Source organism: Streptomyces lydicus, assembly GCF_000717345.1.
In the GTDB taxonomy this organism is placed as follows: Bacteria; Actinomycetota; Actinomycetes; order Streptomycetales; family Streptomycetaceae; genus Streptomyces; species Streptomyces lydicus.
Genome location: NZ_JNZA01000038.1, coordinates 1 through 21,493 on the forward strand (window position 1 = coordinate 1; position 21,493 = coordinate 21,493).

A 21,493-nucleotide genomic window follows, 5' to 3' on the forward strand; every position below is an offset into this window, starting at 1 on the left:
CCGCCAACCCACCCCCCACCAGGCACCCCCAAAGCCATCAACTCCCCTCCCCGAACCGTCCGTTACCGGCACCCGCCGCAGTCCAGGTGTCTAGAATCGTGGGTGGTGAGCGCGTGCCTGACCGGCCGGGCCCGTCATGTGCGTGAGCAGGACGAACGGGGGCGTCGTTGAACAACCCGATCCCTATACCCATGGATCTGGCGCTGCCGCCGGTACGCCGTACGCGGAGGATCCGCCGGCTGTGGCGCTCCCGGAAGGCGCTGGCCGGGCTGACGCAGTGGACCATCGACTGGGGTCTGCCGTTCGCCACGGGTGTCACCCTGCTGTACGTCTTCGCCGCGCGGGCGGCGAGCCCCAGCGAGGTGTACCGGACCTTCACCCTGATCGACCCGCCCCAGCACACGTTGCTGTGGCTGGCGTCCGTCATCGGCTGGCTGGCCGTGCCGGCCGTCATCGGTGGCGTGGCCGGTCATGTGATCGCCACCCGCATCCAGAGCGTGAAGTCGATCTCGACCAGCACGCTCTTCCAGCGGCGCGGCTGGGCGGCCAGGCTGCGGCCGCCGTCCCGGATCGACTACCTCGGCGCGTATTTCCACGGGACGCTGGCCGAGCAGGTCTTCGTGGACGCCTTCGTGCGCATCGCCCACCGCAACGACTGGGTGAAAGCGCAGGACCACTGGGAAGTCATCATCAAGGACACCATGAGCACCCAGCAGCTCTCCAAGCTCGACCGGCACGAGTGTCTGCGCCAGGCGCAGGACGCGACGCTCATCCACATGCGGCCGGCCGCGCTGGTCGGACTGTGTGTGGTGTGCGTGGCCCGGAAGCCGTGAGGGCGCAGGTGGCGCGGGGCGCGTGGTGGGGCGGCACGGGGCGGCGAACGGCTGACTCCCCGGGAGAGGACGGCGACTGATGCAGGCCGAAAGTGCGGTGGAGATCGTCCGGGCTTCCCTGGCGCTGGCGTTCCCGACCGCCACCGACGAGGGGCTGACCAGGGCCGCCGAGCTCGTACTGCGGTGGGGCTCCGAAGGGGTGGGGGTCCAGCTGGAGCCGGATCTGGCGGAGCGGATGCTGCTCGACCTGATAGCGGTCACCGGTCAGGACCCGGGCGAGTTCGAGGAGAGCCGGGCGCCACGCACCGAACTCACCTACGTCCGGCCGGCGCTGAGCCGTGCGTGGAGCCGTACGAGCGAGACGCGGGACCGGCTGCCGTACATCCCCCGTCCGCCCGAACGCCCCGGGCGCAGACGCTTCCGGCGAGGGCGCGGCGGCATGCCCGAATAGCCACCGGCGGCGCGCCCCTGCCCCTGCGTCGCGCCCACCGCCGCTGATGACCGAGGCGACCGGCCAATGCAACCGGCCAAGGCGACCGGCCTACGCCTCCCGGCTCGTCAGCAGCCGGCCCACGGCCCGTTCCAGCTCGGCGATCCGGTCGGCGAGGTTGGTGTGGTCGGTGCCCTTGGCGTCGCGCAGCAGGAGTTCCAGTTCGGCGAGCTGGCCCGCGACGTCCGCCAGCCGGCCCGCTTCGGAGGTCTCGGGGAGGGGCGGCGGCCGGTCGGACTCCGACGGGCCGGGGGGCGGCCCGGTCGGCCCGGCGGGCGGCTCGTCGATCCCGCGGGAGGCCGGGCGCCCCGGGGAGACCGCTTCCTGGCCGTCCGCAGATTCCTGTGCGGCGGCGGCCCCCGCCTCGCCTCCCGGGCGGTTGTCGGCGGTGAGCAGGCGCTTCAACTGGTCGGCCTGCGCGGCGAGTTGCTGGTTCTTGCGGTGCAGTTCGAGGAAGACATTGACCTTGGTGCGCAGCAGCCAGGGGTCGAACGGCTTGATCAGGAAGTCGGCGGCACCGACCGTGTAGCCCCGGTAGGCGTAGTTGGGGTCGACCGAGGCGCCGGTCAGCAGGATGATCGGGACGTCCTTCGTCTGGTCCAAGCCCTTGATGTTGGCGGCCGTCTCGAAGCCGTTCATGCCCGGCATGAGGACGTCGATGAGGACCACCGCGAACTCCTCGCGGAGCATGGCCTTGAGGGCCTCCTCGCCGGACCGGGCGCGGACCACCCGCCGGGAGAGCGAGCCGAGGACGGCTTCGAGGGCGACCAGGTTCTCCTCCATGTCGTCGACGATGAGGATGCCTGCGGTGTCCGACGCGGTGGTCATCGCTGCTGCCCCGCCGTTCCCCGGTCGTCCGGGCCGGCGCCGGTGCCCGCGCCCGAACCGGCCTCTTCGGAGCCGTCGGGCTGCGGCGCGCAGGCGGAGTCCTCGGGATCCAGCAGCCCGCAGATCACGGACAGCAGGCGGTCCACGTCCACCGGCTTGGGGATGTAGTCGTTGGCCCCACTCTCGATCGCCTTCTCGCGGTCGCCCGGCATGGCCTTCGCGGTGAGCGCGATCACCGGCAGGTCCGCGAAACGAGGGGTTTGTCGGATCGCCTTGATCATCTCGTATCCATCCATTTCGGGCATCATGATGTCCATCAGCACCAGCGAGACGTCCGGGGTCCGGTCGAGGACCTCCAGGCCCTCGCGGCCGTTCTCGGCGTATTTCACGCGGATGCCGACCCGGCCCAGTACGTGGGTGAGCGCGAAGACGTTGCGGATGTCGTCGTCGACGATGAGGAGCCGACGGTTGGCCAGCACCTGGCCGGGGCGTCCGCTGAGCCAGTCCTTGAGGCGGGTGGTCTCGGGCCAGGTGACGTCGCCGCCGTCCGCGGCGTGGGGCAGGGTGCCGGACACCAGGTCCTCCCGCCCCTCCTTGTCGCGGAAGCCGTCGTCGCCCGGCGGTTCCTGGTCCGGAGCCGGGGCGGTCCTCGGGGTGGGCCTGGTGCTGAGATGTTCGGCGAGGACGGGCCGGGTCGCCGCGGCGGGCCCGGGGGTGGCCTGCGCGGCGCTGTCCGCGGGGCGGGTCGCGGCGGTGGGGCTGGGCGCCGGCAGCGGGGCGGCGTAGCGGGCGGGCACGTACAGCGTGAAGGTCGAACCGACATCGGGCTTGCTCTCGGCGGTGATCCGGCCGCCGAGCAGTGCCGCCATGTCGCGGCTGATGGAGAGGCCGAGGCCGGTGCCGCCGTATTTGCGGTTGGTGGTGCCGTCGGACTGCTGGAACGCCTCGAAGATGCCGTCGAGCTTCTCGGGCGGGATGCCGATGCCGGTGTCCTTCACGGCAAGTGCGATGACCTCGCCGGCCGTGTGCAGGGGCTCCTCGTCGAAGTCTGTGCCCGGTACGCGCCGGACGAGGAGTTCCACCCCTCCGGAAGAGGTGAACTTCACGGCGTTGGACAGCAGGTTGCGCAGGATCTGCTGGAGGCGCTGTTCGTCGGAGAAGAGCTCCTCGGGTACGTCGTCGCCGACCTTGATGTCGAAGGTGAGGCCGCGGTCGACAGTGAGGGGCTTGAACGTCGCCCGGACGTAGTCCAGGAGTTTGATGAGCGGCAGCGGTTTGGGGTGCACGTCCATCCGGCCGGCCTCGATCTTCGACAGGTCGAGGATGTCGTTGATCAGCTGGAGCAGGTCGGAGCCGGCGCGGTGGATGGTGACGGCGAACTCCACCTCCTGCGGCGAGAGCCGGGCGTCGGGGTTGTCGGCGAGCAGCCGGGAGAGCACCAGCAGCGAGTTCAGGGGGGTGCGCAGTTCGTGCGACATGTTCGCCAGGAACTCGGACTTGTACTGGGAGGAGGTGGCCAGCAGGGCGGCCTTCTCCTCAAGCTCGGCGTTGGTCAGCTGGAGCTCGTCGGAGCGCTGGCGGAGCTCGGCGGTCAGCCGCTGGGACTCCGAAAGCAGGGACTCCGTACGGGAGTTGGCGATGATGGTGTTGATGGAGACGCCGATGGTGTTGACGAACTGGTCGATGAAGGCGAGGTGGACGTCACTGAAGCGGCTGAAGGAGGCCAGCTCGATGACGCCCAGCACCTGGTCCTCGAAGAGGACCGGGAGGATGACGATGCTGGCGGGGGCGGCGGCGCCGAGGCCGGAGCTGATGGTGATGTAGTCGGGCGGTACGGCGTCGACGACGATCTTCTTCTTCTCCATTGCGGCCTGGGTGATCAGGCCCCAGCCGGGGGTGCCCAGCCGCAGCCGCGGCAGCGAACGGCGGCCTTCGGGCTGCCCGGTGCCGTAACCGGCGATGAGCTCCAGTCCCTCGCCGGGCTCGGCACCCGCCTCGGCCAGGAAGAACGCGCCGAACTGCGCGTTCACCAGTGGGGTCAGCTCGCGCAGGATCAGGTCGGCGACCTCGACCAGGTCGCGGTGACCCTGCATCAGGCTGGCGATACGGGCGAGGTTGGACTCCAGCCAGTCCTTGGCGCGGGTGGTCTCGCGGAGGTTGGCGACCATCAGATTGATGTTGTTCTTCAGCGCCGCGACCTCGCCCTGGGCGTCGACGGTGATCGAGCCGGACATGTCGCCCTGGGTGACCGCGCTGGCCACCTCGGCGATCGCGCGGACCTGCGTGGTGAGGTTCAGCGCCAGCTCGTTGACGCTGGTGGTCAGCCGCTTCCAGGTGCCGTAGACGCCCTCGACCCGTGCCTGGCCGCCGAGTTGGCCCTCGCTGCCGACCTCGCGGGCCACTCGGGTCACCTCGGAGGAGAAGGACGACAGGGTGTCGACCATGGTGTTGATGGTCGTCTTGAGTTCGAGGATCTCGCCGCGGGCGTCGACGTCGATCTTCTTCGACAGGTCGCCCTTCGCGACGGCGGTGGCGACCTGGGCGATGTTGCGGACCTGGGACGTCAGGTTGTCGGCCATGAAGTTGACGTTGTCGGTGAGGTTCTTCCAGACGCCGGACACGCCGTGCACCTGGGCGCGGCCGCCGAGCCGGCCCTCGGTGCCGACCTCACGGGCCACTCGGGTCACCTCGTCCGCGAACGCGCGCAGCTGCTGGACCATGGTGTTGACGGTGTCCTTCAGCTCCAGGATCTCGCCGCGGGCGTCGACGTCGATCTTCTTCGACAGGTCGCCGTTGGCCACCGAGGTGGTCACCTGGGCGATGTTGCGGACCTGCGAGGTGAGGTTCAGCGCCATGAAGTTGACGTTGTCCGTGAGGTCCTTCCAGACCCCGGACGCGCCCCTGACCTGCGCCTGACCGCCCAGGTTGCCTTCGGTGCCGACCTCGCGGGCGACGCGGGTGACCTCGTCGGCGAACGCGGAGAGCTGGTCGACCATGGTGTTGATCGTCGACTTCAGCTCCAGGATCTCGGACGCTCTCCGTGAGGTCCTTCCAGACTCCGGAGACGCCCCTGACCTGGGCGCGGCCGCCGAGCTGGCCCTCGGTGCCGACCTCGCGGGCGACGCGGGTGACCTCGTCGGCGAACGCGGAGAGCTGGTCGACCATGGTGTTGATCGTCGACTTCAGCTCCAGGATCTCGGTTGTCGGTGAGGTCCTTCCAGACCCCGGAGACGCCCCTGACCTGGGCGCGGCCGCCGAGCTGGCCTTCGGTGCCGACCTCGCGGGCGACCCGGGTGACCTCGTCGGCGAAGGCCCGCAGCTGGTCGACCATCTTGTTGACGGTCAGCTTCAGCTCCAGCAGCTCCCCGGTCGCCTCGACGGTCACCTGCTGGGTCAGGTCGCCGCGCGCCACCGCCGTGGTGACCACGGCGATGTCCCGGACCTGCGCGGTCAGCCGCGACGCCATGGTGTTGACCGCCTCGGTCACGTGCAGCCAGTCGCCGGAGAGCCCCTGGACCTTGGCCCGGCCGCCGAGCCGGCCCTCGGTGCCGACCTCGCGGGCGACCCGGGTGACCTCGCCGGTGAACATCGAGAGCTGGTCGACCATGCGGTTCACGCCGCTGCCCAGGCGGCGCAGATCGCCGCGCAGCTGGCGGTTGCCGTCATGCAGGTCGACGTGCTGGGTCAGATCGCCGTCGGCCACCGCGTCCAGCACCCGGGTGGCCTTGGCGAGCGGGACGACCAGGGCCTCGAGGACGGTGTTGGCCGCCTCGATGTTCGTCGTCCACGTCCCCTGGCCGGGGCTCGCGGAGATCCGCTCGTCCAGCCGGCCCTGCCGGATGATCTCGCTGCGTACGCGTTGCAGCTCGGACGCCAGATGGGCGTTGCGGGCGACGATCTGGTGGAAGACGCCGACCATGTCGGCCAGCACGCCGTCCGCTCCGCCGCCGTCGGGGGAGCGCTCCACGCCGGCGTTGAAGTCCCCGTCGCGCAACGCGTTCATCGCGGCCAGCAGCGGCCGCAGCTCGCTCGTCCGTACCCACTGTCCGTCCCCGCCGGGCGGCACGGGCGTTTCCGTTGCCTGCGGGGAGTCCGGTGGTCCGGCCGGCTCCGGCGACCCCGGGGGTGGTGGGGGCGTGGAAGCAGGCTCGGGCCTGGCCGGGTCTAGAGCCATGGCGCACCATCCCCCCAGTAAGCGTTGTGGAGAGATCTATGTGAGTAGACTGATCCATTTGGGCGGATATGACATAGTATAAAGCGCTCGTAATCAGTTTTTCCCGGCATCTTCAGGGGGCACAGTGGCAGCGCTGTCCTCCCCGTACGCGACGGAGTCCGTGTCCCGGAAAGGTCTGCCTGCCAATCAGCTCGCGGCCTCGGGAGCGCGCAAATTCGTGCGGGCCCTGCTCGCCGAACGGGCGGCCGCACCACCGGCCACCGCGGGCACCGGGGCGGCGGCGATCAGCTCCGAACTCATCAACACCGCGGTCCTGCTCACCAGCGAGCTGGTCACCAACGCGGTGATGTACGCCGGCACCGACATCGACGTGACCTGCCGCATCGAACACGGCCCGCCCGCCGACTCCGAGGAGGGCCGCGGCCGGGCCACCGTGGGTGTGGTGCTGGAGGTCTCCGACCGGCACCCCGCCCGGCGGGTACGCGGCGGAGTCGACGCCCGCACCGGCGAGCCGGGCTACGGTCTCCAGCTGGTCAGCGCGCTGGCGGAGTCCTGGGGCGTGACCTACCGCCAGTCGGTCAAGACGGTCTGGTTCCGCCTGGAGGCCACCGAGGGCGAGCCCGGGCCCGTCGCCCCCGAGCCCCGGCGCGAGTCGCCCGTCCGCCTGACCCGGCACCGGAGGGGGTCGGCGCTCCCGCGCGGGTACGCCGCCGAATGGGCCGACCGGGGCGGCCCCTCCTTCCTCGCCGAGACCAGCGAGCTGCTGGCCGGGCAGCTCGACCAGGACATGGTCAGCGCGCTGGCCGCCCAGCTGCTGGTGCCCCGGCTCGCCGACTGGTGCGCGATCTGGCTGAGCGGCGAGGGGGGCGGGATGCAGCTCTCCCGCGTCTGGCACGTCGACGAGCGGCGGATCGCCCCGCTCCGCTCCGCGCTGGAGCGGGACCCGCCCGGTCTGGTCCGTACGGCCGGCACCCCCTGGCCCTGGCCGGAGGGCGCCGGTGCGACCGCCGAGGGCGGCTCCGCGCTCGCCTTCCCGCTGGTCGCCAGGGACACCGACCACGGCGTCCTGCTGCTCGGCCGGGCCGGCCACCTGCAGATGACCGACACCGTCGTGCGGATGGTCGAGGACGTCGCCCGCCGGGTCGCGCAGGCCGTCTTCACCGCCCGCCAGTACACCCGCCAGACCACCATCAGCCTGGCGCTCCAGCGCCGCCAGCTGCCCGCGTCGCTGGCCAGCATCGTCGGCGTGGACACCGCGATCGTCTACGAGCCGCACGGCGAGGGCCAGACCGTCGGCGGCGACTTCTACGACGTCTTCCCGATGGGCGACCGCCGCTGGTGCTTCCTGCTCGGCGACGTACAGGGCAAGGATCCCGAGGCGATGTCGGTCACCGGTCTGGCGCGGCACCTCGTCCGCCTGCTGGCCCGTGAGGGCCACGGCGTCGAATCGGTCCTCGGCCGGCTGAATCTCGCCATGGCCGAGGAGAGCGCGGAGGCCCTGGAGCTCGGTGGTGAGCAGGCCGGCTCCCGCTTTCTGAGCCTGCTCTACGGCGAACTGGAGGTCGACCCGGGGGTGCCCGGCGCCCGCTGCACGGTCGCCAGCGCCGGCCACCCTCCGCCGCTGCACCTGTTCGTCAACGGCACCGTCGAGCCGGCCTCCGAACCCCAGATGCTGCTGGGCATCGACGAGGGCACCGAGTACCACGCCAGCAGCTTCGCCCTCGCGCCCGGCGAGACGCTGCTGTGCGTGACCGACGGCGTCACCGAACGCCGTTGCGGCAACTGGCAGTTGGACGACAACGACGGTCTGATCGAGGTCCTCAAGGACGGCATCGGCCTGGGCGCCAAGGCCCTGGCCGAACACGTACGGCGCGCGGCGCACGACTTCGGCACCGGCCCGGTCGAGGACGATCTGTCGGTGCTGGTCCTCCAGGCGGTGCCGCCGACGGTTGACCCGCGGCCGTGACCGGCGACCGGTGCGGGCTCAGCGCCCGCCGGCCCGGCTGACCAGCAGATCCCCGCCGCCCGCGATCACCCCGCCGCCGTGCCCGACGACCGGGTCGAACTGCCCGCCGAGGAGTGACCGGCCGGGCCCGGCGCCGTCGGACGGCCGGTGGACCGGCGTGGTCCTGGGGGCCGCTTCGGCGGTGCCGCACGCGAGCACGCTGACACCGCCCAGGGCGGCGAGGACGAGGCAGCGGCGGAGAGGGGGGCGCATATGTCGCTCCTGAGGGAAAAGTAACCGGTTGCCCGTCAGCGTGGGCTCCCGGCCGGAGGCCGCACAAGCAACGTGCCCGCAAGGACATCCCTGTGGGTGAACGGCCGCCCCGCCGCTCCGTGACGAGCTGGCAAGAACACGCCCCGGAGGGCGTGACATACCAGCCGGTATGCGCTGACAATCGCAACACCACTACCCGCCCGTAACAAAGCGGAGGCACCCGGTGCTGAGCACGATGCAGGACGTACCGCTCACCGTCTCGCGAATCCTGGCCCACGGCTCCACGGTCCACGGAGACTCGCAGGTCATCACCTGGACCGACGGTGAGCCGCACCGGCGCACCTTTGACGCGATCGGCCGCCGCGCCGCCCAGCTGGCCCGCGCCCTGCGCGACGAGCTGTCGGTGGCCGACGAGGAACGCGTTGGCACGCTGATGTGGAACAACTCCGAACATATGGAGGCATATCTGGCCATCCCCTCCATGGGGGCGGTACTGCACACCCTCAACCTGCGGCTGCCCGCCGAGCAGCTGGTGTGGATCGTCAACCACGCCGAGGACCGGGTCGTCCTCGTCAACGGAAGCCTGCTGCCGCTGCTGGCCCCGCTGCTGCCGCAGCTGCCCCACGTCGAGCACATCGTCGTCGCCGGCCCCGGCGACACCTCCGTCCTCGATGGCGCACGGGCCCGGGTACACGACTACGAGGAGCTGATCGCCGGGCGCCCGGAGACCTACGACTGGCCGTTGATCGACGAGCGCGAGGCCGCGGCGCTCTGCTACACCTCCGGCACCACCGGCGACCCCAAGGGCGTGCTCTACAGCCACCGTTCGCTGTATCTGCACTCCTTGCAGGTCAACACCGCCGAGGCGTTCGCGCTCACCCCCCGCGACATCACCCTGCCGGTCGTGCCGATGTTCCACGTCAACGCCTGGGGCCTGCCGCACGCCGCCTTCATGGCCGGCGCCTCGCTGCTGATGCCGGACCGCTTCCTCCAGCCCGCCCCGCTCGCCAAGATGATCGAGACGGTACGGCCCACCATCGGCGCCGCCGTCCCCACCATCTGGCAGGGCCTGCTCGCCGAACTCGACGCCAACCAGTACGAGGTGGCCTGTCTGCGCACGGTCGTCATCGGCGGTTCGGCCTGCCCGCCGGCCCTGATGCGCGGCTTCGAGGAGCGGCACGGCATCCGCGTCGTGCACGCCTGGGGCATGACCGAGACCTCGCCGCTCGGCTCCGTCTCGCACCCGCCGGCCGGCGTGAGCGGCGAGGAGGAGTGGGCCTACCGCGCCACCCAGGGCCGCTTCCCCGCCTCCGTCGAGGCACGACTGATCGGCCCGGACGGCGAGCGGCTGCCGCACGACGGCGAGGCGGCCGGCGAGCTGGAGGTCCGCGGCCCGTGGATCGCGGGCGCGTACTACGGCGGCGCCCAGGGCGAACCGCTGCGCCCCGACGACAAGTTCAGCCCCGACGGCTGGCTGCGCACCGGCGACGTCGGCACCCTCACCCCCAACGGCTACCTCACCCTGACCGACCGCGCCAAGGACGTCATCAAGTCCGGCGGGGAGTGGATCTCCTCGGTCGAGCTGGAGAACCACCTGATGGCGCACCCGCACGTCCTGGAGGCCGCGGTGGTGGCCGTACCGGACGACAAGTGGGGCGAGCGGCCGCTGGCGACCGTCGTGCTGAACGAGGGCGTGACCATCGGCTACGAGGAGCTGAAGGCGTTCCTCGGCGAGCGGATCGCGCGCTGGCAGCTGCCGGAGCGGTGGGCGCTGATCCCCGCCGTCCCCAAGACGAGCGTGGGCAAGTTCGACAAGAAGGTGCTGCGCAGGCAGTACGCCGACGGAGAGCTGGACGTCACCCTGCTGGCGTGAGCTTGCGCGGCGGGAAACGGTGGTGGGGCCCGGCCGCGGGCCCCACCGTCAGTTCGTACCGATCTTGGCGAGCAGGTCGACGATCCGGGCCTGCACGTCGGCGCTCGTCGAGCGCTCCGCGAGGAACAGCACCGTCTCGCCGGCCGCCAGCCGCGGCAGCTGCGCCGGGTCCAGGTCGGCGGAGGTGTAGACGACCAGCGGAGTGTGGTCCAGCAGCCCGTTGGCCCGCAGCCAGTCGACGATGCCGGCCCGCCGGCGGCGCACCTGCATGAGATCCATCACGACGAGATTCGGCCGCATCTGCGTCGCCAGGGTCACCGCGTCGGTGTCCGCGCCGGCCCGCGCGACCTGCATCCCGCGCCGCTCCAGCGACGTGGTCAGCGCCCCCGCGATGGCGTCGTTCTGCTCGATCAGCAGCACCCGCGGCGGGTGCTGCTCGCTGTCGCGCGGCGCCAGCGCCTTCAGGAGGACCGCCGGGTCGGCCCCGTACGCGGCCTCCCGGGTGGCCTGCCCCAGACCGGCGGTCACCAGCACCGGGACCTGCGCCGCGCCCGCCGCCTGACGCAGCGACTGCAGCGCGGTACGGGTGATCGGCCCGGTCAGCGGGTCGACGAACAGCGCCGCGGGGTACGCGGCGATCTGCGCGTCGACCTCCTCACGGGAGTTGACGATCACCGGCCGGTATCCGCGGTCGCTGAGCGCCTGCTGGGTGGCGACGTCCGGCGCCGGCCAGACCAGCAGCCGGCGCGGGTTGTCCAGCGGCTCGGGCGGCAACTCGTCGTCCATCGGCATGGGCTGACGGTTCATCACCTCTACGGCGCCGTTCGGCCCGTCGAGCGGTTCGGGGCCCTCGCTGCCCTCGTCCGGAGCGGAGATCGCGAAGGCGCGGCCCTCACCGGTGTCCATCAGATGCGGCTGCGGGCCAGGCCCCTTGGGCTGCGCCGGGGCCTGCGGACGGCCCGGCTGCTGCGGCCCGGCCGGCTGCGGGCGCGCACCCTCGGCCGCGGCGTCGGCGGCGGCCGCGCGCTCGCCGTCCTGCGGGGGCGCGGCGAGCTTGCGGCGGCGGCCCGAACCGGCGGACGTACCACCGGGCGGAGTGCTCCCGGGCGGCGCCGGCGGACGCTGCTGGTCGACGATCTGCTGGGCGAACGGCACGCCCTGCCCGAGCGTGCGCACGCTGAACGCCCGCCCCGAGGTCTGCCCGTCGTCCTCGGCCGCGGGCGGCAGCGCCTGGCGGTGCGGCCCGGCCGGCCGGCTCTGCGGTGCCCGGTCCGCGGCCTCTTCGGCGGGGCTGGGGCGCCCGCGCCGCCGGCCGGTGGGCGCCGGTGCCTCGGGTGCCTGCGCCCGGTCGGGCACCTCGGCACCACCGGGGGCCGGGGCGATGCCGGGCGCCATGCCGGTCCCGGCCCCCGTCGCCTCCGACGGGTCACCGGACTCGGCCGGCTGCGCCACCAGCCCCTCGGGACCGGCGACGAACGTGCCGGACGACTCGGAATCGGCCATCGCGGCGGCCGCCCGCTCCTCGGCAGCGGCCCGCCTGGCCCGTCGCCGGCCGGTCGGCTCGGCGTCCCAACCGCCCTGCGCTTCGGGGGAGTCGGCGACCGCCGCCAGCTCGTTACCGGGCCGGCCGGCGGGCGTCGCCTCGGGCCCGGCGGCCACCGGCCGGCGTGCGCGACGCCGTCCGGTCCCGGCACCCTCCGGAGCGGCGCCCTGCGCGGGCACCTGGTCGGCGGCGGGCAGCGCGGGCAGCGACGACGGGCCGGGCTGCGGAGCCCGGTCCGCCGCGGCCGGGGGCAGCGCGAAAGCGGTACGTGCGCCGGCAGCCTGCTGCGCGCCGGCAGCCGCGGGGGCCTGGGCCCGCTCGCCCTGCTCAGGACGCTCGGGAGCCTCGGCCAGCGCCCGGCGCGCCCGCCGCCCGGCCGGCTGCACGGGCCCCAGGCCCTGCGGCTGCCCCGCGGCGGGGGCCTGCCCCGGAATCTGCGGACGGGCCGGAACAGCGGCCGGGGAGCCCGCCGCGGGCCCCTGCGGGCCGGCCGCCGGCTGTCCGGACGTCTGGTGCGCCCCACCCGAGGGGAGCGCGGGCAGCCCGCCGCCCTCCGGGGCACCCTGCCGCGCCCGCCGCCGGCCGGACGCCGGCACCGCCTCGGCGCCCGCCGGGCCCGACGGCAGCCCCGTACCGCCCTCGCCGGCCCCGCCGTTCACACCCTCATGTGCACCCTGCGGCACACCGGCACCCTGCGTACCGCCGGCCACCGGCTGACCGCCCGCACCCGTGCCCGGGCCGCCCGCCGGCGCGCCCTGCTCGGCGCCCGGCTGGCGCGCCCGCCGCCGCCCGGTCGGCTGCGCCGTACCGCCCTCCGTACCGTCGGCGAGCGGCTCACCGGTCCCACCGGTACCGCCGTCACCACTCGCAGCGGCCCCCGCGCCCTCGGGGCCGTCACCGGCCTCCTCCGCGGATGCCTGGGCGCCGCCGTCCGCCGCGCCGTGCGTGCCGCGCACCCGGGCGGCCGGAACCGGCATCACCGTCGTCTCGTTGCCGCCCGCCCGGTCCGCGCCGTCGGCCGCGTCGTCCGCCGCCGCCGGGCCGTCCACGCCCACCGGAAGTTCCAGCACATACGCGCTGCCGCCCGCACCCGGGCCGCCGCCCGGCGCCCCCGGCACGTCGTGCGTCTGCACCAGCCCGCCGTGCTGCCGCACGATCCCGCGGACGATCGGCAGGTGCACCGGGTCCCCGCCGCCGAACGGGCCGCGCACCTCGATCCGTACGACGTCGCCACGCTTGGCCGCCGCCACCACGATCGTGGAGTCCCCGGCGATCGCGCCGGTACGCCCCCCCGCGGCGAGTGCGGCCTCGCCCACCGGCATCCGGCCCGTGGAGTCCACCCCCGCGACATCCGCGATCAGGTGCGACAGCGCCTGCGCGAGCCGCTCAGCGTCCACCACCGCCTCTATCGGCGGGGCGTGCACCGCGAACTGCGCCCGGCCGGGCCCGATCAGCTCGACCGCGCCCTCCACGCCCGCCGCGACCACGCCGTCCAGCGACACCTGAACGCGGTTGAGCTTCTCCGCGCCGGAGTCCAGCCGCTGGTAGCTCAGGACGTTGTCCACCAGGGTGGTCATCCGGGCGTGGCCGGCCGCCAGGTGGTGCAGGATCTGGTTCGCCTCGGGCCACAGCTGGCCGGCCGGGTCGGAGGCGAGCGTGCCCAGCTCGCCCTTCAGCTCCTCCAGCGGCCCGCGCAGCGCCTGCTCCAGCACGGCCAGCAGTTGCGCGTGCCGCGCCGCCAGCGCGTCGTAGGGACGCCGGTCGGTGAACGTCATCACCGCGCCGACCAGCTGATCACCGTCCCGCACCGGCGCGGTCGTCAGATCGACGGAGACCGCCCGCCCGTCCTTCGCCCACAGCGCCTGGCCGCGCACCCGGTGCTTGCGTCCGGACTTCAGCGTGTCGGCCAGCGGCGTGTCCTCCCACGGCAGCGCCGACCCGTCCGCCCGCGAGTGGTGGATGAGCGGGTGCAGTTCCTTGCCGCCCAGCTCGCTCGCCCGGAACCCGAGGATCTGCGCCGCGGACGGATTGACCAGGACGACCTTGCCCTCGGCGTCGACCCCGACCACACCCTCGGCCGCGGCCCGCAGGATCATCTCGGTCTGCCGCTGCTGGCGGGCCAGCTCGGTCTCGGTGTCCAGCGTCCCGGTCAGATCGCGCACGACGAGCATCAGCAGCTCGTTGCCCGTATAGCCGTTGCGATGATCGGCGTACGCGGCCTCGAAGGCGGACTCGTACGGCGTGCGGCCGTCCTCGAGGTTGGCGCTGGTCACCTCGACCAGCAACTCGGTCCCGTCGGTACGCCGCGCCACCATCCGCGTCGGCTTCGTCCGCTGGCCGATCTCCTCGTCCCGGCGCCGCATCGAGCCCGGGATCCGCTTGGAGTCGAAGGTCGGCAGCAGGTCCAGCAGACCGCGCCCCACCAGGGCCGTGCCGGGCGCCTCGAAGGTCTCCAGCGCGATGGTGTTGGCGTTGACGACCGTGCCGTTGCAGTTGACGAGCAGGAGCGCGTCGGGAAGGGCGTCGAGTATGGCTGCGAGGCGAGCAGCGCCTCGGGATGGCCTGCTGCTCACGAGACGCTTCCCTCCTGTTACCGCACCGTGCCGACCCGCCGGGGCGGATCGCTGAGATGGAGTCTACGGGCACTTGCCCGCGGTGCGGAGGCGGATGACGAGGAGGCAATGCCGCGCCCGGGGGCGACTCACCGCACGCCCGACATGTGCCCCTCGTCCTGACCTGGTCCGCTACTGCGGCACGAAAGGGGTCATGAAGTGGTCGCCGGGAGCAGGGGTTCGAAGCGGCTCCAGCGGCTGATCTCACACCCGTTGGTGCGCCGGAAATCCGCGTTGACGGGACGCCCCGCCCAGGTGCCGGTCACATGAGCGGTCGCCGGGCCGCCGTACATCATCGTGCACTGCGCGTTCTGCGGCACGGGAGCGAACGGGTCCCTGCCCCACTGCGTCATCCCGTCCAGCTTGGCGCAGGCGCTCCTGGCCTTGCGGTGGGTGCTGCCGCGGTCGGGATGGCAGTACAGCTCGAAGGTCCCGTCGGTACGCGCCGACCCGGAGTCGCGGACGGTGACGGTGAGGTGGTCGACGGGCGCCTGCGGGAGCGGCGCGTACCGCCCCACGAGCCCCGCGCCCTCCGTCCCGGCCCCGGCGGGCGCGGTCCGGCCGTCGGAGCCGTGGTGCCCCGCCCCGGTGATGCCGACCGCTGACCGGTGGTGCGGCAGCGGGATCGGCGCGGCGGAGGCGGTGGGCGCCGCCAGTGCCAGCGCGGCGGTGGCGGCGGTGGCGGCCGCGAAGAAGAGGGACGAACTCCGGCGGTGCGACATCACAGGCTCCAGAGAGGCGAGTGCGGGGCGGGTACGCGGTACGTACACGCCGGGGGCGCACGACACCTCTGCCGCGCCGGCCCCGACTCTCCTAACGCGCCGCCGCCCCCGACGTTGCGCCGCAGGAACGTCTTTGCCGGGTGGGCCACGCGCCTAGTACCGTAGGGGGCGATTGGTGACAGCCCTTGGAGCTGTGCCATCATCTGGACACACCACGGCGTGCATGCGCGCGTGGGGTGTGTGGAGGCGTCGCCTAGTCCGGTCTATGGCGCCGCACTGCTAATGCGGTTTGGGGCTTACCCCCCATCGAGGGTTCAAATCCCTCCGCCTCCGCTCCTCTTCGTTCAGGCCCCGGTCCCCGCGACCGGGGCCTGAACGCTTTCCCGGCGCGCATACACGGCCTCTACAACACCCCCCAAAACCGGACACACCCCCACAAACCCAAACACCCCCGCGCCTAGCATCCTGGCCCCCGCCCGCGAGGCGCTCACCATCCGCTCCGGATCCAGCCCCCGCCCCTCACGTCGCCGGGTGCGCCGAGCGTCGCTCCGAAGGCTCTCAAAGTGGTCCGCGTCACATCCCGGCCCGCCGCCCCCACCCTCGAACTCGACGCCCGCCCCCACATCCCCTCGGCAACATCAGGGCCGAAGCCCCGTGGTCGCCCCGAAGAGCACTGCACCCGCCCGAACTTCACCCGGACCGCCGAGCCCCACCCCCGGACTCCCGAGGCTCCCGACTCCCACCAAAACCACGTTTCCGCAGGTCAGAGCCGCTACGGGCAATGGATTTCGCCTGACGGCGCAGGTCATGTAATGTTGTTCCCGCAACGCCGACCGGCAAGAAAAACCGCCGGAAAGCCAAGCGCTCGTAGCTTAACGGATAGAGCATCTGACTACGGATCAGAAGGTTGCAGGTTCGAATCCTGCCGAGCGCACAGCAGGCCAGAGGCCCCGTTCGAATCGAACGGGGCCTCTGGTGCTTCTGTTGACGGCAGTGATTGACGGCAACCGCCCCTGAGGACTGGTGCGGGTGGATCAGATGGGCACCCGGATGCCGGCCGGGCCGTCGTCATCGTCCGACGGGTTGCCGTCACCCCTCAGCGCTTCCCCCATACGGTCGAAGGCGGAGCGCTGGGAGTCGAGCCGCACGAAGGTGTAGATGTCCATGGTCACGCGGATCGAGCTGTGGCCCAGGACTTCCATGATCATGCGGGCATCGGCGCCCTGCTCATGGAGCAGTGACGCGCACGTGTGACGCAGGTCATGAAAGCGGACCCTGCGGACCTCCGCGCGGGCGCACAGAGCCTCGAAGGAACGGTTCAGGTTGCGCGGCTCGATGGGGGTCCCGTTCTTCGTGGTGAAGACCAGGTCGTGCCCCGCTCCCTTCCAGGCGTCTCCCGCCGCCTTCCTGTCGGCGATCTGCTGGGCGCGGAGAGCCGTCACACACTCGGACGGCAGCGCGACGCGACGGGCCGAGCGTTGCGTCTTCGGCGCAACGCTCAGCAGCTCCCCACCGACCCGCTGAAGAGCCTGCCGGACGGTCACGACACCCTCGTACAGGTCCACGTCTGACCAGCGCAGGCCCAGCACCTCACCGCGTCGCAGCCCGATGCGGACCCCGAGTTCGTACGCGGCCCACAGCGGCGTCGCCGAGGCGGCGAGGGTGAAAGGCGGACCGCCGCAGAAGGTGGAGGCGGATCCGGGAGGATGGTCAAGCCACCCGGCCCGTCACTGAAGCCCTACATGCCCTGCAAGACCAACTCCGCACCCTCAACGCGGAATTCCAGGACTTGCGCAAGGAAGTAGACGCGCTGAAGGCGGAGCGCAACCAGTCCTAGGGCTGTCCGGCAGTTCAGGTATCGCGCCGACGCTCGGCCGCCCATTCGCCGGCAGGCGGTGTCCATGCCCCGCGAGGCTAGACGGTGCGAACACCCCAGGCCAGTGCGTCACGTTGAGTGAGTAGGTCTGACGTTCTGGTGACAACACGCCAGATCCGCCAATACCTTGATCCCATGGCGGCAGGAGAGCAGCAGCAGGAGAAGGGGCGTGATGGCGCCTATTTCGCTCGCGAGTGGCTGGAGAGCACCACGCGTGTCCACGCACCGTGGGTGGTCTATGAGGCACCGCAGATGACGACACTCACCCTACTCAATGGTGCCCATGAGTCCTGGGATCTAGCTGGCTACTTTACCAATGAGAAGAAGAACCAGTTTTATGCCGAAGTCAAGGCTTACAACAGCGATAACCAAGGCCCTAAGTATCGTGAGTACCTGACTGACTGCTACTCCGCCACAGCCAAGATGATCAAAGATGGCATAGATAGAGAATGCGAATTCATGTGGATCACATGGCATCCGTTCTCTATGGGGGCGTGGACCAAGCTTTGCGACACCGAAACGATAGAGGAAGCGGTCAAGCAGTACCCGAACAAGCTTGGCGGCGAGCATTACGATCCTGAAATCGGCAAGAAAGTAGCCGACAGGCTTTGGCTCATCGTCCTGTCCGAGAGGCAGGAAGAACTGATGATGAATCGCGAGTACCTGGGTCATATTCGTGCTTACATCACCCGGGGGGTGTGAAGGTCGTGCAGAATGTTAACTCGCAGATCCAAAACGCATTGCACCAACCTTCCCCCGAAATCGCAATCCGGGACGTCAAGCACGTCATGGCTCGCGAATTGCAAGCGCTGGATCCCAAAACGGAGATCAAGTCCACGGACTACTTCAACCACACCTTCGTGCCGGATTTCGTCCTCACATGGGGGTCTGGAAGTGAGAGGCCTACGCGAGATGTGTACCTGCGGTTTAATGTCGATGAACCCCTGATCCAACGAGATCTTCTAAGTCTGCGCGAAGAGTCACCTGCTTTCATCTCAATTTCCGGGTCCGGTGCGCACAGTGGGCAAGCCGAGATGATCGCAGCCGAGTATGAAGATTGCCTGCTTTCCAGCGCCAGCACCCTCGAAAAGATTTCCAGCGAGGCTTCCCGCACACCAGTAACGCAGATGCTCAAGTCGTCCCTCCTTCAGGGCGGCAAGGGGTACCTGGTCGGAGAATCGGCAAACGAGGTTCAGCGAGCTGTTTCGCGTGCGGATTCGGCTCTTGCGAATCTCAACGCAGCCGAGGTGGGCAAAACCGTACGTGTGATGAACAACCACTTCGCGCGCGGGTTCTCTGCCCGCATCGAGCGGGTGATGCAAGTTCTTTGGGTCAGTCAGGGTGGGGAGGTTGGCGAATTTCCCGGTACGCTGGAGTCAAGGACCGCCCTATCCCCTGACGAACTTATCGCGATCCTTCCATTCCTGCTCTCTCTAGAGGAGATCTCCAGTATCGAATTCTGGAGGAATCTGGGTGAAAGTCTCAGCCTTGGTATTCTTCAGGACCTTGAGTCCTGGCCGGCGAACTCGAACCTCAATCTACTAGTGAACGCAAATTTGGATCGCATCAAGACGAAGGGGGTAGCGCTCGATCGAATTGAATTCGATCTATTCGACGATCCAGAGGCGCCGCCGTATTGGCATATCCAAGAATCCCAGCTCCGTATGCGTTGCTCTGAAATCGATCTACGATTCGTTGACGATAGGCGTAAGACGGCACATCGCAGCGACGTTGGGCGTGCGCCACAATGGTTGGAGATCGAGCAGCGACTAGATCGGTATGGAATCGAGGGCATCGAGTTCACTTCCCCGGGAAGTAAGACGCACATCAAGAGCAGCACTACTGATGGGTTGCGCGACTCAACAGATATGAGTGCGCTTTCAAGGGCGCTCGGCAAATTGGCCCGGGTGATCTCGGTGGAACTCAAGCTGCCCAATTCACGCGATAATGTGGAGATCGACTTTGATCGTTCAGTGGTGGATGCGGTAGGAGTGCCTCTCAGTCCACATCTGCTTGCTTATCTGGGGCTGGATCTCCTGTATCAATCCTCGCAAAAGACACTCGAAGATCTCAGCGCTTTCGTGACTGTGGGAGGGAGTCTCCCCTGGTGGAAGGATGGGAAAGTGGAACGCATCACTGGCGAATCGAACTGAACCTTGCCTGTGCAGGCGTCTAGGCTGGCCCCTGGTCCTCACGCAGCTGTGCCACGTCTTCCCGTGTCGCCCGTACTTCTCCACCAAGACGGTCCGCCATCGCACTCAATTCCCGGATCAGGGTGAGTGCGTCCGGTTCATGTGGAGCCGCCGAGGTCTTCAGTTCAGTCCCGTTCATCGTGCCCATCCTCGTCGTGTGCGTCATTTCGCTTCCACCCAGTCAGCCCCAGTGCCCTTACCGACCCGCTTACCAAATCCGCGTGCCGCGGTAACGGAAGCGGCACGACCGCCCTGGTAAGCCCCTGGTAGGCGTGGAAAGCACGGCCACGTTCACCATGGGCCTGCGCCTGGGCAGAGGAACCGTGCAGGCAACTGGCACCACCTTGCAGACGAGGCGGCAGAGACGCTGGAGCGATTCCCGCCCTGCGGTCCAGCCCGTTCCGCCATCCCGTCCTGCGGGAAACGAACCACACCGGCGTCCCATCCGGCGGACCCGCTCACCGCTCACCGGCACCTGCCTCCACTTCTTCAGCCCACCCCGCCAAGCGTCCTGACCAGCCATCACGACACCAGCCGATCCCGGATTTCCCCAGTCCGGCGTTCCGTGCCAAAATCCCGGCCCTTCTCGACAAGTCCAACACCCCTGTCGGACACCATCTCGGACACGCGAACTCTCTGCCAGAAGGCCTGTGGACGGAGTCCGGCGATCAGCGAGACGAAGCCCCATAGATCTGCGCGGTCCAAGGCAAGCAGGGGTGCGAGCGGCATGAGTGAGGGAGCAGCCGCGGGACGCTTCGCAGCAGCAGCAGCAGCAGCAGCGGCGAGGCGGAGCGCAGCCGTGCTGTTCAAAGTTTCTTTACTGGATCAAGGCGGCCCGCTCCGCGGGCCGCGCGCGCTGGCGGCCAGGGGCCGCCGTCGCTCCTTGTCTCCGCCACCGCTCCCGGCGGCCCCCCACCGCTCAGCGCGCAGGCCCGAAGCCAGGCCGACCAGACCGGGCAGCAATCCGCCCAGCCAGAAGCAGCACCACCTGGCCGACGCTCCGACTGCGACCTGTCATCCTCCTCGACCAGGCGCAAGCGACCAGCGGTCCCGAACAGCCGATTCCGCAGTGACAGCACGTCTGCGCCCCACGGCAGAACAGAGCAGCGTGGTACAGGCCGGATAGGGCGCAGGTGCACACATGGCGGATGCTCGTCACAGCGCGGGCGCATCGTGGCTGACTGTCTGTGGCTGAGGCCCAGGAACGCACCTTGACCTGCTGTCCGCCCGCGCCGCCCGTTCCACAAGGTCCACAACTCCCTCTCGTCATCTGCTCGTGAGGGCCGGCCGCAGTGAGCACGACAACAGCCCCGGTACCATCGGCACCGGGGTTCTGATCATGAACTCCCCGACCGGACCGCCCGCGTGCTGCCAGGCTCAGGGGGCGGTCCGGTCTCAGTTGTTGTGCCGATATCTCCGGCGAGGCGATCAGCCAGCAAGCCCTTCGCTGACGACGGTGACATCGCGCAGTTCGCGGTAGAGGCACGTAGCGAGCACCGAGCGCAACAGCGGGTCGCCACAGGGCAGAAGGGCATTGTGCTCGTGCACGGTCCAGCCCTCGCCGGTGAGCTTGTACGGAGTGCCGGAGTACCCCCACAGGCGAGGCGTTCGGACCCTCAGGACGACGAACTCCGCCTTCCGCAAGTGGGGACACTCGGCTGCGGCCAAACGCGCGTGCTGTTCGCACAGCGGCGGCATCCCCGTCAAAGAACGCTCCGGCCAGGTAGCCCGGTCGTGGGGCATGCGCCAGTCCAGGAACAGCCAACCGTCCGCGTTCCTTGACGCTTGAGCGCCGCAGACCTGGCACTTCATCGCGTACATGGCCTGGTACTGGCGCCCAGGGTGCATGTAGTCGTACTGGGGCCGGCCTACCTCAGGCCGGTGTGCCATCCGCCCCCACAGCACCTGGTCCCGACCGACGCGATCGGCCGGGCGCTCGTTGCGGTAGCCAAGCTTCGGTCCCTTCGCATCCCAACGGATCAGCAACTGGTCTTCATGGTCGGCGAGCTCCGCGGACCATGAGGCAACGTAGGGCACCAAGGACGGCCTACGCCCTGGGTACTCAGCCACTACCGAACCCCTCACCATCGAGCTCAACCTGCACCTGACCGGGACCCTCAGCCGGTCGCCCA

Annotated in this window: 14 protein-coding genes and 2 tRNA genes; 8 read left to right on the plus strand and 8 right to left on the minus strand. The window is 70.2% G+C overall.

Annotated features, from left to right (window positions below; all coding sequences use genetic code 11):
* The first annotated feature begins 191 nt into the window (after positions 1-191).
* The gene (locus OO62_RS29170) at positions 192-833 is read left to right on the plus strand and encodes a DUF6313 family protein (RefSeq protein WP_228332489.1); all 642 of its coding nucleotides are present in this window, start codon (positions 192-194) and stop codon (positions 831-833) included.
* A 79-nt stretch (positions 834-912) separates the two neighbouring features.
* Positions 913-1,284, plus strand: a complete 372-nt coding sequence (locus OO62_RS40060) for a hypothetical protein (protein WP_051733704.1) — start codon at positions 913-915, stop codon at positions 1,282-1,284.
* A gap of 90 nt (positions 1,285-1,374) precedes the next feature.
* Here the strand turns inward: OO62_RS40060 and OO62_RS39150 are convergent, their stop codons facing one another.
* Genes OO62_RS39150 through OO62_RS40905 form a run of 3 tightly spaced genes read right to left on the minus strand, consistent with a single transcriptional unit; the run spans position 1,375 to position 6,217 of the window.
* Positions 1,375-2,151, minus strand: coding sequence for a response regulator (locus tag OO62_RS39150; RefSeq protein ID WP_033270633.1), 777 nt, complete (start codon positions 2,149-2,151; stop codon positions 1,375-1,377).
* The gene (locus tag OO62_RS36635; RefSeq protein ID WP_346009369.1) at positions 2,148-5,147 is read right to left on the minus strand and encodes an ATP-binding protein; all 3,000 of its coding nucleotides are present in this window, start codon (positions 5,145-5,147) and stop codon (positions 2,148-2,150) included. Before OO62_RS36635 ends, OO62_RS39150 begins: the two co-directional genes overlap by 4 nt.
* Positions 5,148-5,164: 17 nt before the next feature.
* Positions 5,165-6,217, minus strand: a complete 1,053-nt coding sequence (locus OO62_RS40905) for a HAMP domain-containing protein (protein WP_248782304.1) — start codon at positions 6,215-6,217, stop codon at positions 5,165-5,167.
* A 232-nt stretch (positions 6,218-6,449) separates the two neighbouring features.
* On the opposite strand from OO62_RS40905, the gene OO62_RS29190 reads away from it, so the two are divergent.
* On the plus strand, positions 6,450-8,291 hold the full coding sequence (locus OO62_RS29190) for a SpoIIE family protein phosphatase (RefSeq protein ID WP_033270634.1): 1,842 nt from the start codon (positions 6,450-6,452) through the stop codon (positions 8,289-8,291).
* Between the two features lie 18 nt (positions 8,292-8,309).
* Here the strand turns inward: OO62_RS29190 and OO62_RS29195 are convergent, their stop codons facing one another.
* Entirely contained in the window at positions 8,310-8,543 is a 234-nt protein-coding gene (locus OO62_RS29195; protein WP_033270635.1) for a hypothetical protein, read from the minus strand.
* A gap of 223 nt (positions 8,544-8,766) precedes the next feature.
* Between OO62_RS29195 and OO62_RS29200 the strand changes: the two genes are divergently transcribed.
* Positions 8,767-10,416, plus strand: coding sequence for a long-chain fatty acid--CoA ligase (locus OO62_RS29200; protein ID WP_033270636.1), 1,650 nt, complete (start codon positions 8,767-8,769; stop codon positions 10,414-10,416).
* A gap of 48 nt (positions 10,417-10,464) precedes the next feature.
* On the opposite strand, the gene OO62_RS29205 is transcribed toward OO62_RS29200, so the two are convergent.
* A complete protein-coding gene (locus OO62_RS29205; RefSeq protein ID WP_033270637.1) occupies positions 10,465-14,532 on the minus strand; it encodes a PAS domain-containing protein in 4,068 nt (1,355 codons plus the stop codon).
* Positions 14,533-14,723: 191 nt separating this feature from the next.
* Positions 14,724-15,293 (minus strand): SSI family serine proteinase inhibitor, encoded by a 570-nt coding sequence (locus OO62_RS29210; protein ID WP_033270638.1) that lies wholly within the window; start codon positions 15,291-15,293, stop codon positions 14,724-14,726.
* Between the two features lie 242 nt (positions 15,294-15,535).
* Here OO62_RS29210 and OO62_RS29215 point away from each other — a divergent pair.
* Together OO62_RS29215 and OO62_RS29225 are read left to right on the plus strand one after the other, a co-directional pair.
* Positions 15,536-15,626 (plus strand) — tRNA-Ser (locus OO62_RS29215).
* 528 nt (positions 15,627-16,154) lie between these two features.
* Positions 16,155-16,227, plus strand: a tRNA-Arg gene (locus OO62_RS29225).
* 100 nt (positions 16,228-16,327) lie between these two features.
* Here the strand turns inward: OO62_RS29225 and OO62_RS29230 are convergent.
* Complete coding sequence (locus tag OO62_RS29230; protein ID WP_078617413.1) at positions 16,328-16,933, minus strand: site-specific integrase; 606 nt, start codon at positions 16,931-16,933, stop codon at positions 16,328-16,330.
* A 371-nt stretch (positions 16,934-17,304) separates the two neighbouring features.
* On the opposite strand from OO62_RS29230, the gene OO62_RS29235 reads away from it, so the two are divergent.
* Positions 17,305-17,871: a hypothetical protein gene (locus tag OO62_RS29235; protein ID WP_033270641.1), complete on the plus strand. Its 567-nt coding sequence runs from the start codon at positions 17,305-17,307 to the stop codon at positions 17,869-17,871.
* Positions 17,868-19,322: a hypothetical protein gene (locus tag OO62_RS39730; RefSeq protein WP_129322990.1), complete on the plus strand. Its 1,455-nt coding sequence runs from the start codon at positions 17,868-17,870 to the stop codon at positions 19,320-19,322. Before OO62_RS29235 ends, OO62_RS39730 begins: the two co-directional genes overlap by 4 nt.
* A 1,467-nt stretch (positions 19,323-20,789) precedes the next feature.
* Here the strand turns inward: OO62_RS39730 and OO62_RS29240 are convergent.
* Positions 20,790-21,398 (minus strand): hypothetical protein, encoded by a 609-nt coding sequence (locus OO62_RS29240; protein ID WP_129322991.1) that lies wholly within the window; start codon positions 21,396-21,398, stop codon positions 20,790-20,792.
* Positions 21,399-21,493 lie beyond the last annotated feature (95 nt).